Source organism: Paracoccus litorisediminis, assembly GCF_009711205.1.
Classification (GTDB): Bacteria; Pseudomonadota; Alphaproteobacteria; order Rhodobacterales; family Rhodobacteraceae; genus Paracoccus; species Paracoccus litorisediminis.
The window spans coordinates 1-17,990 of sequence record NZ_WMIG01000039.1; the positions used below are offsets into that span (position 1 = coordinate 1).

A 17,990-nucleotide genomic window follows, 5' to 3' on the forward strand; every position below is an offset into this window, starting at 1 on the left:
GATCCATACATTGAAGACGGCCAGCACCGGAAACCATGATGAGGCACAACCCCCGTGACCTCGGAGAGAACCATGACCCTAGACGGACGGCCCGCTTTCCCGATTGACAATGCCGCAATCAGAGAACCGGCCAGCGGCGTAAGCGCCGCACAATCAGGCCTTACACATGTTCGCAGCCGGTCACCTGCCCAGACCGATCAACAAATCACTTGTGCAAGCGGGGGTATCCACACATGCCTGATGATGCAGGTCCTGCTCGGGCTTCCGCTTCGGCAAACAACTGGGATGGTGGCGAGCATTCTGTCGCTGGCTGGACTCGATTGGCCCGTGCCCGACTTCTCAACCCTGAGCCGCCGGCAGAAATGGATCACGGTGCAGATATCGAACCTCCGTGTGCCAGACCCGCTGAACCTGCTGGTGGACAGCACCGGGATCAAGTTTCTCTGTGATGGGAAATGGCTTGCGCGCGAGCATGGCACACAGCGCCGACGCCATTCTCGCAAGGTTCATCTGGCGATGGATACGGTCACCGGCGACATCCGTGCAGTGGAGTTTACCTCGAGCGAGACGGGCGACAGCCCCGTTCTGCCTCGCCTACTTGACCAGATCCCGCCCGGTGAGCAGATCGGCAGCGTAACAGGCGATGACTCCTTTGACACAAGGCGATGTCATAGCGCGATCCTCGAGCGCGGCGGCACGGCGGTCATACCAATCCGAAAGAACGGGCGACGATGGCGGGAGGATTTCCCCGCCGCCAAAGCCCGCAACGAGATACTCAAAGTTACACAACGCCTGCGACGAGCCGCTCGGAAACGCTGGTCCGGATTTCACGTACGAAGCCGGATCGAGGTATGAGCCGGGCCGGAAAACAGTCCGGGGCACCGTTTTCCCGGCGATTGGATGAGGTGTCTCAAGGCGTTCGGTGAACGCATCGCATCACGTGACCCGGACCGCCAAACAGCTGAATTCAGATCCGCGTTGCACTCAGGAACTGTTTCCACGCGCTCGGCACCGCCGAGATCGAGCGCGTGGCCCGAATCCGTGCGGGAAAGGGTCACGTCCGGCCACTGCCTGACTACTGCAACAACATCCATCAGCTATCTGCGTATCACCGCGCTGCTTCGGAGAGCCGGTTAGGCCGTGAGCGTGAAAAATGTCGAACCGATCTGGCGATGCGAAGGCTGAAGGCTGCCCGTAAGAAACCCAAGAAAGGCCAGCCATGGCTAATTGTGGGGGCCCTCACCTTCGGCCAGAGTACCCAATCACCTATGGTCTAACGACTTTGTCGATAGCACGCCCTTTCGCCGCACCAACACGCCATTGGGTACCGTTGGGATGATCCGCGCGACACCTCGCAGGGAATGGCATCCTCCGCCTCACGGCAGCGCCGGAGACGGAGACGGAAGGGCATTTTCTATCGAACCTGATCAGGTGTTGTCCGACTGATCCAGATACGTGGCAAGGTGGTGGATATGTTCGGTTCCGATGCCGCAGCAGCCGCCGATGATGGTGGCCCCCTTGTCGGCCCAATGCCTGGCCCAGCCACAGTAATGCGGCGGATCCAGATCGGCCCGGATCGTCGAAACGGTTTCATTCGCGGCGCCATCATCGTCTTGGGAATCGTCGAAGGCATTGGCATAGACACCCAGCGGTAGACCGAGGGCTGCTTCATGGGCAGCGGCCAGTGCCACCCCCATCACCTCGGGACGCGAGCAGTTGAAGAGCATCGCCTCGGCACCCAGAGCCAGCGCCAGCCTTGCCGCATCAGCGACCGATTGGCCGGAGCGCAGTTGCGGGTGCGGCATGTCCTCGGGCTCGACATCATCGCGCAGGGTGAAGGACAGCCAAAGCGGCTTGCCCGTGGGCTTTGCGGCAGCGGCAGCAGCGCTGGCTTCCTCGAGGCTGCTTTGCGTTTCGGCCAGCCACAGGTCGACATGCGGCGCAAGACCGCCGACCAGCACGGACAGGTAGTCCTGCGCGACATCGGCGCGGAACAGGTCCGGCTGATACGATCCGAAAACCGGCGGCAGCGATCCCGCGACCCTGACGCCGGGCGCTGCATCCGCCGCCTGCCGCGCCATCCTGCCTGCCAGATCGGCCAGCCGGAGGCCGTCGCTGCGGAAGCGTTCCTCGCCGATATGAAAGGGCACCAGCGCATAGGAATTCGTGGTGATCACCTGCGCTCCGGCACGGATGTAACCCTCATGCACGCGGGCAACCGTCTCGGGGGCCTCGATCAGCGCAAGGGCGGACCATTCCGGCTGCCGGAAGGGCGCTCCGCTCCGCTCCAGCTCGCGGCCCATGCCGCCGTCAAGGATGGTGATCTTGGTCATGTGGCCTTTCCCGCCGCTAGGCTGTTGAAGCCCGCGATATCTTGTGTGATCGAATAGTCAATATGGTCGCGAACCGCCTGTTCGGCCCGGTCGGGACTGCCCTGCATCAGTGCGTCAAACAACGGTCGGTGTTCGTCGACCAGCGGGTTGCGGCAGGGCCAGTGGCTTTCCGACCAGCGGTAAAGCCATTCCATCTTGTCGGCCAGAAGCCCGTGGCGGCGGATCAGGTGCTGATGCCCGGTCTGGGCGACGAAACTGGCGTGAAAGCCCAGATCTGCCGCAACCCGCGCATCCGTGCCCGCGCCATTGGCCGCGTCCAGTTCAGTGAATGCCTTGGCGATCAGATCGGTCCCCAGATCCTCGCGCCGCTCGGCCAGAATGCGCGCGGCAAGACCCTCATAGGCGGAACGCAGGCTGTAGATCTCCCAGATCGCCCGTGCGTCAAGAACCGCGACGCGCCAATTGGAGTAGGGCGTGCGGGTGACAAGCTCTTGCGCCTCCAGCGCGAATAGCGCAGAGCGGACGGTGCCGCGGCCCGTGCCGATCTGCTGGGTCAGCGCCAATTCGGTCAGCGTCGAGCCCGGCGCGAGATCCCCCCGGATGATGGCCTCGCGCAGCCAGTCAGTGGCCTGATCCTGCAGGCTTTTTCTCTCGATCGGCTGACGCATCATCCGGTTCCTTATCGGTTGCGGTCGAAATGGCTGGCCAGGAAGGCACGCGCCCTTTCCGACTTCGGGGCACCGAAGACCTCGGCGGGGGTGCCGTCCTCTTCGATGCGCCCCTGATGCAGGAAGACGACCCGTGAGGAAACCTCGCGCGCGAAACCCATCTCATGGGTGACAATCAGCATCGTGCGCCCTTCCTCGGCCAGACGGCGGATCACCTTCAGCACCTCGCCCACCAGTTCCGGGTCAAGGGCCGAGGTCGGTTCATCGAAAAGGATCGCGCGCGGGTGTTGCGCCAGCGCCCGGGCGATGGCGACGCGTTGCTGCTGGCCGCCCGAAAGATGCGCGGGCCATGCGTCGCGCTTTTCCGCAAGGCCGACCTTTTCCAGCAGCGCCAGCGCCTCGTCCACGGCTTCTGCCCGCGACCGGCCCTGCACGAAAAGTGGGGCCTCAATGACGTTTTCCAGGACGGTGCGATGCGGCCACAGATTGAAGTTCTGGAAGACGAAGCCCAAATGTCCGCGCATCCGTCGCGCAATCGCATCCTCGGTCCGGGTCAGACGACCACCTTTCGGTGACAGGCTGTCCTCACCCACGGCGATGGTGCCGGCATCGGGGATTTCCAGCATCGGGATGCAGCGCAAGAGCGTGCTCTTGCCAGACCCTGAAGCGCCGATCATCGAAATGACATCGCCGTCGCGGGCGGAAAGATCGATGCCGCGTAGCACTTCGTTATGGCCAAAGCTCTTGCGCAGTCCCGACAGGGACAGGGCGGGGCCAATGGAGGCTGTGATCACGGGGTCGTCCTTCCGAATTGCCATGGCGAGAGCCGCTGTTCCAGCCAGGCGCTGGCCCGGGTGACCAACATCGAAATGACCAGATAGATCACAGCGGCGCAAAGCAGGATTTCCACCGCGCGCCAGGTTTCCGAGATCGCCGCGCGGGCGATGCCGGTCATGTCCATCAACGTGATGGTCGAGACAAGCGCCGTCGCTTTCAGCATCGAGATCACCTCGTTGGAATAGGCGGGCAAGGCCTGGCGGGTCGCGATTGGCAGGGTGATCCGGCGCAGAATGGTCGCTCGCCCCATGCCGGACACGCGCCCGGCCTCGACCGCGCCTTTCGGCACGGCGCGCAGACCGCCGCGCAGGATCTCCGAGCTGTAGGCGGCATCGTTCAGGATCAGTGCCAGCAAGCCGCACCAATAGGGGTCGCGCAGAAAGGGCCACAGGAAGCTTTGACGGATGAAACCGAAGCCGGCCAATCCGTAATAGATCATGAAGATCTGGATCAACAGCGGCGTGCCGCGAAAGACAAAGACGTATGTCGCCGCGATGGCATTGCCGATGCGGTTCTGCCGCATCAGGTTCAGCGTCAGCGCAAGGCATGCCCCGCCAGCCAGCGACAGCAGCCACAGGTTCAGGGTCAGCGGCAATCCGGTCAGTATCTTCTGGAACATGCCCGAGATGAAAGTCAGGTCCATGGCCTAGTACCCCGCGCCCTGATGGCCGCGCAGGCTGCGCCGCTCGGCCAGCCGGAAGACCTGATCGGAAAGCGTGGTGATGATCAGATAGATCACTGCCCCCGCAGCATAGAATAGGAAATGTTCCTGCGTGGTGCCTGCGGCGACCGAAACCTGACGCATTGTCTCGACCAGCCCGGTGACCGAAACCAGCGCGGATTCCTTGATCACCGATTGCCATTGGTTGCCCATTGCGGGCAGGGCGGTCACCATCGCCTGCGGCGCGATCACCCGGCGGAACAGCGTGAACCGGCCCATGCCTACGACGCGGCCCGCCTCGATGGTACCACGCGGCACGGCCTGATAGGCACCGCGCAGCACCTCGGACTGACTGGCACCAGAGATCAGGCCAATTGCCAGCATTCCGGCAACGAAACCCGAAATGTCGAAGGGGCCGGCAAACCCCAAAGCGGTGCCGATGGCCGCCACCACCTGACGCCCGCCGAAATAGAACAGGTAGATCACCAGGATATCGGGCACGCCGCGCAGCACGACCGTATAGGCCTCGGCCAATGCGCGCATAACGCGATTGCCGCCGACCCGGGCCCAAGCCACCAGGGTGCCCAGCACCAGCCCGCACAGGAAGGCCGCGACCGAAACGGCAAGCGTCATGAGCCCCGCCCTGAACAGGACGAGGCCCCAGCCGTCGGGGCCGAAGCCCAGAAGCCCGATATCGCCCATTCTTACAGCTTGGGCGTGACGTTGATGCCGAACCACTGGTTCGACAATGCCGCAAGCGTGCCATCATCCGACATGGATTGAAGCGCCGCGCTCAACTTGTCGGCCAACTCGCCCTTGCCTTTCTGCACAACGATGGCCGCGCCCTTGCCCATCACTCCGCCCGAGAAGGCCGGGCCGGTGGCCGTGGCGGTTTCGGCGTTCTTTTCGAGGAAGGCTGCGATATTGGTGGCCGATGCCATGGCCGCATCCAAGCGCCCGTTCGACAGGTCCTGATAGACATCGGGGCCGTTGGGATAGGTGCGGATGGTGATCCCGCGCGGCGCCAGGTATTTGTCTAGGAAATCGGCCTGGATGGTCGAGACATGAACGCCCACGGTCTTTCCCTCCAGCACTGCCGCGATCTGGGCAATAGCGGCGTCGGTTGCGGCCGCATCATCCAGATTGATCGACGTGCCGGTGCCGGGCAGGGCGATCCCGCTTTCCTTCATCACCGCAAAGGTCGAGCCGCCGGTGGTATAGGGCAACGAGAAATCGACCACCTCCAGCCGCTTTGCGGTGATGGTTACCGAGTCGATGACCGCATCGTATTTGCCGTCGATCAATCCCTGAATCATCCCGTCCCAAGCCTGCGCGATCAGCTCGTATTCGAAACCGGCGCGCTTGGCGATTTCCGCCAGCATGTCCATCTCGAAGCCGTAAAGTGTGCCGTCGGGCTTGGTCATGTTGAAGGGCGGGAAAGCGCCTTCGGTGGCAAAGACCAGTTTCTTGCCCTGCGCCAGCAGGGGTGCCCCGGTGGCAAGGGTGGCGGCGGCGGCAAGACCTGCGCGCAGAAAGGTGCTGCGGGTGATGTTCATGAGTTCCTCGCGGAAGATGGGTCAAGACAGGAATTCGACGGCCATCCGCGTCAGCGCGATGGCGCTTTGGGCGATGCAGGCCTCATCGGGCTGGTAGTCAGAATTGTGTACGCGGTCATCGCGGCCCGGCTGGCCGGAACCGATGAAGATCTGCACCGAGGGAATGCGTTCCGAGAAATACGAGAAATCCTCAGCCCCGAAGCTGCTGCCCGCCTCGACGATCACCGGCGCACCGAATTGCAGCGCCAGCACGGCAGCGGTGCGGTCGATCATCGCGTCGTCATTCATCAGGGGCGGCGCGCCGCGTACATATTCGACCTCGGCCCGGACGTTCAGCGACAGGGCCGCACCTGTGCAGATCCGGCGGAACGATGCCTCGGCCAGATCGCGCGACCGGGGCGAGCGACAGCGCACCGTGCCCTCGAACATACAGCTATCAGGAATGATGTTCTGGGTCGCACCGCCTGCGATATGACCCACGGTCAGCACTGCGGAAAGGGCAGGGTCCATCTCGCGCGATATCACGGTCTGCAATTGGGTTATGATATGGGCCGCGGCTACAATCGGGTCGATGGCGGCATGAGGGCGGGCGGCATGGCCCGACTTGCCGTGAATCACGACGCGGAATTCGTCGCTAGAAGCCGTGCTGGCCCCGCGGTTCAGCGACACCGTCCCAGCAGGATGTTCGGGACGGTTATGAAAGGCGATAGCCAGATCGACACCATCTGCGGCACCATCGGCGACCATGGCGGCGGCTCCGCTTTCCTGCGTCTCCTCTGCGGGCTGGAAGATCAGCCGGACCGAGCCTGCCAGTTGCGGCGCGATCCTGACCAGTGCCTTGGCCGCGCCCAACAGTGCCGATGTGTGCAGATCGTGCCCGCAGGCGTGCATCCTTCCCGGAATGGTCGAGGCATAGGGCAGGCCGGTTTCCTCATGGATGGGTAGGGCATCCATATCTGCGCGCAGGATGAGGCAGGGGCCAGGCCTCCCGCCATTGATTTCCGCCACCACACCGGTGCGCCCGATGCCGGTCTGCGGCGTCAGGCCAAGCGAGGTCAACTCGACTGCGACGATTCCCGCAGTCCGCACCGTGTCAAATCCAACCTCGGGATGGGCGTGGAGGTCGCGGCGGATCTCGATCAGCCGGGGCTCAACATCGCGGATCAGGTGTTCGATCAGACGGTCAGGGTCATTGACAAGGTCGGACATCGGCACGTTCTCGACAGGCTCTCAAGGGAAGGAATCCGTGGCCGCATGCGTCATCGAAACGCCATATGGTGTCAATGATCGATGATCGACAATCGAACAATTAGGTTGCCCGGTTCTATGCCCGGTCACCAGAATAGGAAATTTTCCCTCTATCGAGCGATGAGCTGTCAGCCAGTAGGCCCTGGGGGAGAGGTGAACGCCAAGTCGACTATTCAAGCATGCCCTGTTGGCGGAGGATTGCTCGTCGGGCACTCATGCTGTCTTGGGCAGGGTTGAGCACACCTCGGCGAGCAGAGCGCGCCGAGGTCCGAGCGATCTTCAGACACTTGCCGCGCTGTCACCGCTGCGCAGCCGGATAAAGGCCATGTCCAGCACCAGCATGAACAGAAGTGAGGCCCCGACCAATGGGAAGATCATGCCGCCGACGGCCAGAATGGCAATAAGCCCGCAACACACGCGCCGGTCCTGAGGTAGGGGTGGTACCCCCAATGACCCCGTGGGGCGCCGCTTCCACCACATCATGGCAGCGGATACGGCCAGAGCCACGATCGCCGTGCAGGCCGCCAGCAGGATGATCTGGTTCAGCACACCGAAGGTCTGACCCATATGGGTGTTGATACCCTATTCCAGCCATTTCCCAGCGGGCCGTAATCGGCATAGCTCATATCCAGCAGAGACTGGCCGTTATACTGATCCAGAGGCACGACACGCTGCTCGCTCAGATCGTCAGGATACACCGAGCCAGTGAACACACCCTCAGGTTTTTACGGCAGGCTGACGGCATAGCCGCGATGCAGACCCTGTCGGTCGAACTCGGTAACCGCGTCATCCAGGGTGATCAGCATCCCGCTAACGGTGCCTTCCGGAATCCGCGCCTGCTTCAACGACCAGGCGGTCTTGGCGACCGCGTCCAGCTACTGTCCCGACATGGGCACGTGCACCCTCATCCCGTCCGGATAGCCGGCTGCTATTGGCCCATTCATTGACCTTGGCCCCCCAGACGCCCGACCGGGGCATGCCGGTGAGCGCCAGGAAGACAATGAAAAAGCTGACCCAAAGCCCCGTCACCGCATGCAGTTCACGCCAGAATACGCGGCGCTGTGGCTTGCCGCGAACCGACAGAACGCCCCCCTTTTGTCCACGCGGCCACTACAGATAGACACCGGTGCCGACAAGCAGGATCGACCAGCCCGCCGCAATCTCGATGATATAGCGGGCACATGTCCCGAAGTACTTGCGGCTGTGAAGGGTGCGCACCGTCCACATCAGCGTGGACCGGTCCGGCATCGCGCCCAGAACAAGGCCATTATAGGGTTCACATAGACCGCCATCCTGCCGTGATCGGTGCTGACAGTAATCTCGGTCGATGCCCCGACATCGGTGGGATCGGTATATTTCACCGCCGTACCCGGCATCGCGTCCAGCGCCGAGGCGACCAGCGCGGTCGGCGCCGGCAACGCGCTTCAGGTCGGAATGATACCAATTGTCGATCTCGTCGCGAAAGGGATACATCGCGCCGGTGATCGAAAGGGTGATCATGACAGGCAGGACCAGCAGCCGGCATAGAAATGTCAGCGCCAGACCGCCCTGTAGAGATTGCTCAGGCCCATGGCCGGGCGAGCGGAAATGGTGGAGATGAGACATCTGTCCTTCGCTTATGTGCAAGGCCTGCCAATGGCAGGCTGATCATGGCTGAAGCAGGCCATCAGCAGCCCGAATGCCCTGTGTCGTGCCCCTGACCAGAAGTTGGGGCCGGACGCATGGCACGGACTTCGAAAGGCAGCGCGACTTCGCCCGCTTTTTCGAACACCTGAGAGGCCTCGATTATTTGGCCCTCGGCGAAGGGCGCGGTGACATGCATGAACATCCGGTGATAGCCGCCGGGTTTAAGGTCGACCGGCGCGCCTACTGGAATCGGTAAGCCGTCCGGCAGTTCGTGCATCTTCATCACGTCGCCGTTCATGGTCATCTCGTGGATCTGCACTTCACCCGCCTGTGACGAGCGCGCGGCGATCAGGCGATCCGCCTCGGGCCCATCATTTCGGATGGTCAGATAACCACCTGCGACCGGAGCTTGTGGCGGCATCGCCCGGATATGGGCCTCGGACAGGATCAACCCCTTGTGGGCGACCGGTTCGGTAAATGCGGTGGTGGCAAGGATGCCAAGGAACAGCGCACCCAGCACCGGGGCTTCGTCCCAGCCGGATCGCGCCAGAGGGGCCGACGTTGATCATTCTTTCGGCTGGTCGCGCCCGGTAAGTATCTGCTCGAAACGCTCGGTGGCCCGCTTGGGCAAGACCTCGGGCAGGGACACATCGGCCTTCTCGCCGACCTCGATCAGCATGACCATGCCCATCGCGTAATACGGCGAGCATTTGATGCCATAAGCGCCGATTTCCGTTAGGGTCACCTCGAAACGCGCGTTGATCTTCGACTTGAAAGGCGCGGTCCCCTCGGGGATCACGCCCTCGATTGCTGCAGCATTATGGCCGGGCTGGGTCGGCAGGAAACGCACCGTGTCGCCGGGGGCTATGTTCAGATAGGCTGGCTTATAGACCATCGGGCCATTCGCTCTGCGGTTCAGCATCTGGACCTCACAGACCTCGACCAAAGCTGGGGTGGGGAGCAGCATCAAAGGCAAAAGCAGGGATTTCATCGGGAGTTCTCGATATCGTGGAAACGCAGGACCTTTGTATTGTCCTGCGGATCGGTCAGGAGGGTGGCGCCCACGCGGAAGATCGCGCGCAGTAGGTCCGGCGTCAGGATCTCGGCCGGTTTGCCACAGGCGACCATACGGCCCTGCGACATGACGCCCAGCCGGTCGCAGCCCATCGCCTGATTGAGGTCATGCAGCGCGATCACCACAGTCAACGGCAGTTCCTCGACCAGCCGCAGCAGAGCAAGCTGGTGATGGATGTCCAGATGGTTGGTCGGCTCATCCAGCAGCAGGACGCGTGGCCGTTGAGCCAACGCGCGGGCGATCTGAAGCCGTTGCCTCTCACCTCCCGATAGCGTGGACCACGGGCGTGAACTCATGCCTTTCATGCCGACGGCATACAGTGCTTCATCGACAATGGCGGTGTCCTTCGCGCCCCATGGGACCAAAGCCGAAAGCCATGGTGTGCGGCCAAGCTCGACGACCTGACGGGCGCTTAGGCAATCGGTGGTTTCGGCCTGCTGCTCAACCATGGCGAGACGGCGGGCGATCTCGCGGCGAGGTATGCGGCGCAAGTTGTGGCCGTCCAGGCTGACTTCACCCCCGGCGCGACGCTCAAGCCCGGCAAGAAGCCGTAGCAGCGTCGATTTGCCCGAGCCATTCGGCCCGATCAGGCCGAAGGTCTCACCCGGCGCGATATCGAGATCGACGCCGTCGATAATCGTGCGACCCTGCGCCTGTAGAACCAGTTTGGTCGCGGTAATCCTCATGCGCGGTTCCGGTTCCGGATCAGGATCAGCGCGAAGGCGGGTGCGCCGACCAACGCGGTGACGACGCCGATCGGCACGACCTGACCGGGGATCAACACGCGCGAGACCACGTCTGCCGCGATCATGAAGACCGCACCCGCAAGTGCCGAGGCCGGAACCAACGCGCCATGCCGCGCACCGACGAGGAAACGCATGGCATGCGGCACGACCAACCCGATAAAGCCGACAGCTCCGACAAGGCTGACCATCACCGCCGTCATCAACGTCACTGCGCCCAGTAGCATGACCATCACCCGGCGCACCGCAATGCCCAGCGAGGCCGCGGCACTTGCGCCGAAGCTGAACGCATCAAGCGCGCGGATATGGATGACGCAGGCCAACAACCCCACGACCGCGACGGGAAGTGCAAGTCCGACATCCGGCCAGCGCACGCCGGACAGGTTTCCGAGCAGCCAGAACATGATCCCGCGGGCCTGTTCCGCATTGGCGGATTTGGCGATGAAAAAGCTGGTCAATGCGTTGAAAAGCTGCGATCCCGCGATCCCGGCAAGAACAAGCTGACCAGACCCTCCGCCCGCCGCGCGCGCGAGTGCCGCGACGATGCCGAAGGCCAGCGCCGCTCCGGCGAATGCGCCTGCCGAGATGCCGATGGCCCCTGCGCCGATCCCCATGATCGTGACCGCGACCGCCCCAGTCGAAGCCCCGGCCGAAACGCCCAGCAGATAAGGATCGGCCAAAGCGTTCCGGACCAGTGTCTGCAGCACTAACCCCGACAGCGCGAGTCCCGCACCGCAGGCCGCTGCGACCAAAGTGCGTGGCAGGCGATAGTTCCAGATGATCCCGGCATCGATCGGATCGACCGTCGATGCCGCGCCCCAGAGCTTGTGCGCCAGAACGTCTCCGACCTGCGAGACCGGCAGCGGCGTCTCGCCCAGGATCACCCCGGCCAGCACCGCAAGGGCCAGCACCACCAGACCCAGCGCAAGGCGCACGATGAGCCTTGAGTGCCAGGCGACAGCGCCGATGATGACCGCTTCGGTCATTTCGGGCTGAGTTTCGGCAGCGCCTCAGCCAAAGTCTCAAGCGCGTCGATATTGCGGATCGAGGGGTCCATCGCATGTGCGTCCAGCATGATGATGTGGTCATTCTTCACCGCGTCCATCTGGCTGGTCACCGGATCGGATTTAAGGAAGGCAATCTTCTTCTCGTAATCATCGGCTTCGAAGCGACGCCGCTCCATCCGGGCCAGGACGATGATCGACGGATTGGCGCGGGCAATGCTTTCCCAGCTGACGACGGGCCATTCCTCGTCGCTTTCGACGATGTTCTTCAGACCCAAGGCCTGCATCATGTAACCGGGCGGACCTTTGCGACCGGCGACATAGGGGTCAATGTCCATTTCCGCCGAAGAGAACCAGAACACCGCCGAGGCATCCTTCAGGTCGAGCCCCTCGGCTTTTTCGATGGCGGCAGCCTCGCGCGTTTTCAGATCGGCGACCAGCGCCTCACCCCTGTCTGCAACATCGAAGATCCGGCCCAGTTCCGAGATGCCCTGATAGATGCTGTCCATTGCATACATGCCGATGCGCGTTCCGTCCGAGCCCTTGCTGTTGTCCTTGCCGATGCAGTCCGAGGGCAGGACATAGGTCGGGATGCTCAGGTCCGAAAATTGTTCGCGCGTGGCGACAACGCCCTGCGGGCCGACATGCCATTCATATTGCACGGTCACGAGGCCCGGGCGTTTGGCGAGGATGCTTTCGAAGCTGGGGTCATTGTCGGCCAGGCGCTCGATGCTGGCATTGGCATTCTTGAACTGCGGCAGGACCTCGGTGAACCAGACCGAGGTCGCCGGGACCTTGTCGGCCAGACCCAGCGAATAGAGGATCTCGGTCGTGGCCTGACCTACGGTCACGACACTTTCCGGGGCCTTGTCAAAGGACAGGTCGACGCCACAATTCGACAACTTCAGCGGCCATGCGGTCTCGGCGCTGGCGGGCAGAACGCTGGCTCCAGCCAGCACAAGGCCGGTCAGGGCGGTTTTCATGAACATCTCGAGGCTCCGGTCAGGATGCGAGCGGAGGGCTTGGGAAATGGCCATGACGCAGCCGCATCCCATGAAGGAACGCAGCGATAGATAAGGAGCCCGACGGATCGGCAGGCTTGGGACATCAGGCACCTCCCCGGACACCCCGCCCGGATCGAATGGGTTTCATTTGTCGGCAGGTCTCCTGACTGGCGGGTCATCGCGGGATGCGGCCTTCCCATGGCCCGAAGGCCACAGTGGCGTCATCGCATCCTGCTCACCGCCTACAGTTGCGGGGGCAGTTCCGGTTCGGGGCAAGTACTGCTCCGACGGATTCCCTTTCAATTCCTCTCGGAAACCGACCTGAGCGTGTTAACTGCTTGGCGAGACGCAAACAAGTGACGCAATCGCGCCTGTTGAAGGGGGGAGGGCTTCTTCCGTGTGCAAGAACGATGATCGAACGGAATGAATCTGATTCTCATTTGCCGCTTGGATCGGATCGAGCAGAGGAATTGCAACTCGGCCGGATCAGCCGCACGGGCGCGATCTAGGGGCGGTTCTCGGCGGCGTATCGGCCGTCGAACTCGGCATCGAACGGGCGTCGGTCACGACGGCACGTATTTTACGTAGGGGGTGCCGGGTCGGGATGCGCTCCTCGAGATCGACATAACTCTGTTGGCACATCCGATCCGCGCATGATCATCCCATAACGCTGCCGAGGATGAATCCTGTTCCGCGCCGGGCGGGCCGTGCAGATCGAGCAGCCAGACCGATACGTGCCCAAAAGAGGTCTACGCGACGAAGCCGTCACTTTTCTTAGTTGTTGCCCTTCACCGATCGGGCGAACTGGCGGTATATCCCAGCAATGCTACGCAACCGCTATCATCATTTGGGCTGGCACCATGGCATTGAGCTGTTCGAAGCTGCTTTGAGCAATCAGACCTTCGCCCGCCACGCGCACGAAGGTTTCGCCGTCGGCGCGATTGTCCAAGGTGCCGGTGGCTATCTCTGTCGAGGAGAAAGCATGGTGCTTCCCACCGGTTCGCTTTCTCTGATGAACCCCGAGGAGGCGCATACCGGGCACGCTGCAGCGGGTCGAGTACGCTACAACATGCTTTATGTCTCTGAGGTAGCGGTGCGAGAAGTGCTGGGCCTGCGCGACTTGCGCGGTTTTGCTGAAATTGCCCCCCGAGATCGTGGACGCAAGCTGACGCAGGCACTTTCCCGGCTGGCCAGTTGCCTTAACGTTGCGCAGACGACTGACCAGAGGCTGGTGACCGAGGAGGCCGTGCACGATGTGTTGGCGCAGGCTTTCACCCATTACGGGCGCGCCGAGTTGCGCCGACCAGGTCAGGAACCCGCCGCCATCCGTGCGCTGCTGGACCGCATCGACGCCGGAGTGGCGACGGGCGAAATCCCGACCCTGACAGACCTGGCGGCCGGGGTCGGGTTAAATCGCTCTTATCTGATCCGCAGCACGGTCCGCGCCACCGGGCTGACCCCGCATGGCCATGTGCTTCGCGCTCGCGTGAACCACGCTCGCCGACTGCTGCTTGATGGCACACCTGCCGTCGAGGCCGCCATTACTGCAGGCTTTTGCGATCAGGCACATCTGATCCGGCAGTTCCGCCGCCATCTCGGCGTAACACCCGGCGCGCTGATCCGACACTGAGGTCAACTTCGTCCAAGACCAACAGGCAACCTACATGGCAAAGCCTGTTGCAAAAGGACCGAACCATGTCATTGAAACCTGTTATTATCGTCGCCGAAAACTTGCCCATTGGCCTCAAAGCCAACTTCGCAGCCGTTCTGGGCATGAGCCTTGGACAGTTGCGTCCCGATCTGGTGGGGGCGGACACGCCCACGCAGGACGGCATTGCGCTGGCAGGGATAACTACAGTTGCGCTGCCGATTCTCGGCGCACCTACCGCCGATTTGCCAGCACTGTTCGACGCTGCCGCAGGCCTGCCGCTGCGACTGGCCTATATGCACGCTGCTTTCGAAGCGCGGGACTATGCCGATTATACCGCCCGCATTTCGGCCGCACCGCTGGCGGGTCATGCGCCGCAGGCCATCATGCTGGCCGGGACGCGCAAGACGGTGGACCGGATTTGCGGTCGTTTGCCGCTGCTGCGCTGATGCCGCCGCTAGAGCCCCCTGATGGCCAATGTCGGATTTGAGCTCACCATAGTCACCTCCACCTCTGCCCCAGAGGTCACGCAGTGCCGGCTTTGCCATTCGTTTCTGTAGCGCTGGCTACGCCCGGCTGTAGCACCAAGACCCGTCATGCACTCAGATTGGAATTGGACCACCCTATGTGGGCAGGCGAGCGACCACGACATAGGGGTGGCAATCATTGCCCAGTAGGTGGTGCTCTCGCGGCCTCCTATTCGCCCTCCTCACCGATTTGTAAATTGACCCCATGACGACGGCAGACAAATCCCGCGCCATCGTTCGGACGGATTATCGGAATGGGGACATGCATCATTGTCACGAGAGCCCCCGTGGGGACCGGTCCAGCCTGCGAGTGAGCAAACTCCGATTACCTCCGCGCGAGCCGCGCCCGCGACCTCTGCCGATTGTCCGGATACGGAATTGCATGGTGGGATTGGCCACACTGCTTGCAACCTCTCTGGCTTGTATGGGCTCGGTCGGAGCGCATCCGCACGTCTTCATCGACGCCGATGCGGCGCTGATCTTTGGCGAGTCGGGCAAGCTGGAAGCGGTACGGGTTTCCTGGACCTATGACGAATTCTTCAGCCTGATGATGATCGAGGACGCCCAATTTGATACCGACGGTAATGGTACGCCCGAACCTGCGCGCCTGCAGGCTTTTGCCGGTCATGACGTTGATTGGGAGGCCGGGTTCCCTGGTCATATCGTCGCAAAGCAAGATGGAAATCCGGTGCGGCTGGGCCCGCCAAAGTCCCATGAGGCGCGTTACGCCAGTGGGAAGATCGTGACCTCACATATCCGACCCTTGGAGCACCCGATAGCCGTGACCACTGCCGATCCGCTTTTGCTGCGGATCTATGACCCGGAATATTTCATTGCTTATGCAAACCCCCGCGGCCCGTGGGTCGAGGGTAGAAATGACTGCAAAGTGACGCGCCGCCCGCCTGATATCAGTGGGCAGAAGGAGCTATTGGACGCGCTTCAGGACCTCGAAATGCAGTCCGATTCCATTTCCGTTATGAATATGCCCGATGTGGGCATCACCTTCTCCGAAGGCTTCGAGATAGCATGCGGCGCGCGCTGATTCTGGCCTTGGGGTTGCTCTCGGCGCTGTCGCTGGTACTGACATGGCAGCATCATGCGCAGATCCTGGGTTGGTCAATGACGATGCAGCGCGAGGCCCAGAACGGCCTTGCCCGCGGTTTGCAGGCGCTGAAGACGGCAATACTGGTGCCTGGGCCAAGTTCCTGGGCCTATGTCTGGCTTACGGGTTCTTTCATGCTGTCGGCCCCGGTCACGGCAAATTTCTGGTCGGGGCCTATAGTTCCTCACGGATCGTGGGCGTGGGCCGGCTGGCATTTGCGACGATCGCGGCTTCGTTGGGGCAAGCTGTCACAGCCATCGTCGTCTTGGCGGGCATCGGCCTCTTCTCGCTGTCTCGAGAGCAGCTGACCACATTGGCCGAGACAACATTTACGCAACTCAGCCTGTTTTCGATCATGCTGATCGGGCTGTGGCTGATACTGCGTGGAGCATCGCGAAGCGCAGGGCTTATTGCATCAAGAGCGCCCCTCGTGCGTCCTGTCGTGACCGGGGATGGATCCGCGCATCATCACTATCAAGACAATGTTCATGGGCATTGCGAGAGTTGCGGCCATGCTCACGCTCCCTCGCCGCAGGTGATTGCCGCCGCATCCAGTGCGCGAGAGCTCGCGTCGGTCATTTTGGCAATCGCCATACGTCCATGCAGCGGTGCAATCCTGCTTTTGGTACTGACCTGGAAAATGGGCATCCTTGAGGCCGGGATTGCCGGTGCTTTTGCCATGGCGTCGGGCACGGCCAGCCTTACCCTGCTTGTTGCATTCATGGGACGCTTCCTGCGCGGCGGCGTATTGTCAGTCTTTGCTGAATCCAGAATCCCGCATGTCATCGGAGCCACACTCGAGATTGCAGCCGGTGTGACTGTCGTGCTTCTCAGCGGTGGAGCACTTGGTCTGGTCTGACAATCTTGGGTACGATGCAAACGTGCCCGCAGTAATGTCCGACTGGTTCTGATGCCACCGGGAAGGAGATTTCAGCGCTCCAACTCGGTTGGGATATTCCGAAGCTCAACAACGGTCGCGATTTCCTGACTTTCTTGAACCGCGCCAGATGAAGGGGAAGGCCGACACGGGCTAAAGGCCAATGTTCGGAGGGTGCCTTCTCTTGTGATATGCCAGAGCTGAGTGCATGTTCTGGAGGAGAACACTCTGGAGGGGGTATGCCGCCCGACAATGCGCGAGAAGAGGTCACTGGCTTGATCCTTCGGGTTTCGCTGCGGGACCGGGCGGCGTTCGACCGTCTTTATGCCGCTACCTCGGGGAAACTCTTCGGCACCTGCCTGCGTATCTTGAGAAACAGGCCCGAGGCCGAGGAGGCCGTCCAAGAGGTGTTCATCAAGGTCTGGTTGAAAGCCGACAGGTTTGCCGTGACCGGACAAAGCCCAATGACCTGGCTGATCGCCATCGCGCGCCATCACGCGATCGACCTTCTGCGCGCCAGGCGCGAGACCGCGGGCGGCATCGATGAGGCAGCACTGGCGATGCGCGATCCGGCCGCAGGTCCCGAGGCAATGGCCGTGGCCGCAGGTGAAATGCGGCTGCTCAACGGCTGCATGTCGGAGTTGGACCCCGAAAAGGCCAGCGCGGTGCGTGCCGCCTATCTGGAGGGTGACAGCTATGCCGATCTGGCGACCCGCCATGACGTGCCCTTGAATACAATGCGCACCTGGCTGCGGCGCAGTCTGATGCGCCTCAAGGAGTGTCTGGAGCGATGAGCGCGATGGAACCCGACCGTTCTGATGACGGGGGCGATGACTTTCTGGCCGCCGAGTTTGCTCTGGGCGTGTTGCCGGGTGTTGAACTGGCAGCACTAGCCCGCCGGGCCGAAATGGACCCGGCTTTCGCGCGGGCGGTGGCCGATTGGGAGGAACGACTTGTCCGTCGTCGAATGATTTGGAACAGGCGGCCTGATTTTGGACGAGAGGGTCCTGGCGCACCGGTTTGAGATTATGCCGCCTGACGCTGATGGTTCAAGCGGCGGTTCTGGATGGTCTCTTTTCTG

18 protein-coding genes, 3 pseudogenes and 1 riboswitch are annotated in these 17,990 nt (G+C 62.2%); of the genes and pseudogenes, 6 read left to right on the forward strand and 15 right to left on the reverse strand.

Annotated features, from left to right (window positions below):
* Nucleotides 1–72: 72 nt before the first annotated feature.
* A pseudogene (locus tag GL300_RS25250) lies at nt 73–1,034 on the forward strand (IS5 family transposase); the annotation flags it as partial.
* Between the two features lie 393 nt (nt 1,035–1,427).
* Here GL300_RS25250 and GL300_RS25255 read toward each other — a convergent pair.
* From GL300_RS25255 to GL300_RS25320, 15 genes and pseudogenes are all read right to left on the reverse strand, one after another.
* Entirely contained in the window at nt 1,428–2,333 is a 906-nt protein-coding gene (locus GL300_RS25255) for a homocysteine S-methyltransferase family protein (protein WP_155042441.1), read from the reverse strand.
* Nucleotides 2,330–3,001 (reverse strand): GntR family transcriptional regulator, encoded by a 672-nt coding sequence (locus GL300_RS25260; RefSeq protein WP_170297811.1) that lies wholly within the window; start codon nt 2,999–3,001, stop codon nt 2,330–2,332. The genes GL300_RS25255 and GL300_RS25260 overlap by 4 nt, the downstream gene beginning before the upstream one ends.
* Before the next feature lie 11 nt (nt 3,002–3,012).
* Nucleotides 3,013–3,819, reverse strand: a complete 807-nt coding sequence (locus GL300_RS25265) for an ABC transporter ATP-binding protein (protein WP_155042443.1) — start codon at nt 3,817–3,819, stop codon at nt 3,013–3,015.
* Nucleotides 3,792–4,481: an ABC transporter permease gene (locus GL300_RS25270; protein ID WP_155042444.1), complete on the reverse strand. Its 690-nt coding sequence runs from the start codon at nt 4,479–4,481 to the stop codon at nt 3,792–3,794. Before GL300_RS25270 ends, GL300_RS25265 begins: the two co-directional genes overlap by 28 nt.
* 3 nt (nt 4,482–4,484) lie before the next feature.
* Nucleotides 4,485–5,201, reverse strand: coding sequence for an ABC transporter permease (locus GL300_RS25275; RefSeq protein ID WP_155042445.1), 717 nt, complete (start codon nt 5,199–5,201; stop codon nt 4,485–4,487).
* Between the two features lie 2 nt (nt 5,202–5,203).
* Nucleotides 5,204–6,055, reverse strand: a complete 852-nt coding sequence (locus GL300_RS25280) for a transporter substrate-binding domain-containing protein (RefSeq protein ID WP_155042446.1) — start codon at nt 6,053–6,055, stop codon at nt 5,204–5,206.
* Between the two features lie 21 nt (nt 6,056–6,076).
* Entirely contained in the window at nt 6,077–7,264 is a 1,188-nt protein-coding gene (locus GL300_RS25285; RefSeq protein WP_155042447.1) for a M20 metallopeptidase family protein, read from the reverse strand.
* Between the two features lie 318 nt (nt 7,265–7,582).
* Nucleotides 7,583–7,870: a PepSY domain-containing protein gene (locus GL300_RS26995; protein WP_246195445.1), complete on the reverse strand. Its 288-nt coding sequence runs from the start codon at nt 7,868–7,870 to the stop codon at nt 7,583–7,585.
* Nucleotides 7,871–8,113: 243 nt separating this feature from the next.
* Nucleotides 8,114–8,908: pseudogene (locus GL300_RS27000) on the reverse strand (PepSY-associated TM helix domain-containing protein).
* 61 nt (nt 8,909–8,969) lie between these two features.
* The gene (locus GL300_RS25295) at nt 8,970–9,449 is read right to left on the reverse strand and encodes a copper chaperone PCu(A)C (protein WP_343043224.1); all 480 of its coding nucleotides are present in this window, start codon (nt 9,447–9,449) and stop codon (nt 8,970–8,972) included.
* Nucleotides 9,450–9,494: 45 nt separating this feature from the next.
* Nucleotides 9,495–9,851 carry a pseudoazurin gene (locus tag GL300_RS25300; protein ID WP_343043225.1) on the reverse strand — a complete coding sequence of 119 codons (357 nt, stop codon included), beginning with the start codon at nt 9,849–9,851 and terminating at the stop codon, nt 9,495–9,497.
* A 65-nt stretch (nt 9,852–9,916) separates the two neighbouring features.
* The gene (locus tag GL300_RS25305) at nt 9,917–10,690 is read right to left on the reverse strand and encodes an ABC transporter ATP-binding protein (RefSeq protein WP_155042449.1); all 774 of its coding nucleotides are present in this window, start codon (nt 10,688–10,690) and stop codon (nt 9,917–9,919) included.
* A complete protein-coding gene (locus tag GL300_RS25310) occupies nt 10,687–11,733 on the reverse strand; it encodes a FecCD family ABC transporter permease (RefSeq protein ID WP_155042450.1) in 1,047 nt (348 codons plus the stop codon). The genes GL300_RS25305 and GL300_RS25310 overlap by 4 nt, the downstream gene beginning before the upstream one ends.
* A complete protein-coding gene (locus GL300_RS25315; protein WP_155042451.1) occupies nt 11,730–12,740 on the reverse strand; it encodes an ABC transporter substrate-binding protein in 1,011 nt (336 codons plus the stop codon). Before GL300_RS25315 ends, GL300_RS25310 begins: the two co-directional genes overlap by 4 nt.
* Nucleotides 12,741–12,891: 151 nt before the next feature.
* Nucleotides 12,892–13,089, reverse strand: a riboswitch (cobalamin riboswitch).
* A gap of 103 nt (nt 13,090–13,192) precedes the next feature.
* Nucleotides 13,193–13,397: pseudogene (locus GL300_RS25320) on the reverse strand (transposase); the annotation flags it as partial.
* A gap of 181 nt (nt 13,398–13,578) precedes the next feature.
* Between GL300_RS25320 and GL300_RS25325 the strand changes: the two are divergent.
* From GL300_RS25325 to GL300_RS25345, 5 genes are all read left to right on the forward strand, one after another.
* Nucleotides 13,579–14,385, forward strand: coding sequence for an AraC family transcriptional regulator (locus tag GL300_RS25325; protein ID WP_155042452.1), 807 nt, complete (start codon nt 13,579–13,581; stop codon nt 14,383–14,385).
* A 65-nt stretch (nt 14,386–14,450) separates the two neighbouring features.
* A complete protein-coding gene (locus GL300_RS25330; protein WP_155042453.1) occupies nt 14,451–14,852 on the forward strand; it encodes a DUF2000 family protein in 402 nt (133 codons plus the stop codon).
* Between the two features lie 460 nt (nt 14,853–15,312).
* Nucleotides 15,313–15,972: a DUF1007 family protein gene (locus GL300_RS25335; protein ID WP_170297812.1), complete on the forward strand. Its 660-nt coding sequence runs from the start codon at nt 15,313–15,315 to the stop codon at nt 15,970–15,972.
* Between the two features lie 259 nt (nt 15,973–16,231).
* Nucleotides 16,232–16,891, forward strand: coding sequence for a nickel/cobalt transporter (locus GL300_RS25340; protein WP_246195447.1), 660 nt, complete (start codon nt 16,232–16,234; stop codon nt 16,889–16,891).
* A gap of 257 nt (nt 16,892–17,148) precedes the next feature.
* On the forward strand, nt 17,149–17,703 hold the full coding sequence (locus tag GL300_RS25345; protein ID WP_155042456.1) for a sigma-70 family RNA polymerase sigma factor: 555 nt from the start codon (nt 17,149–17,151) through the stop codon (nt 17,701–17,703).
* Nucleotides 17,704–17,990: the final 287 nt, after the last annotated feature.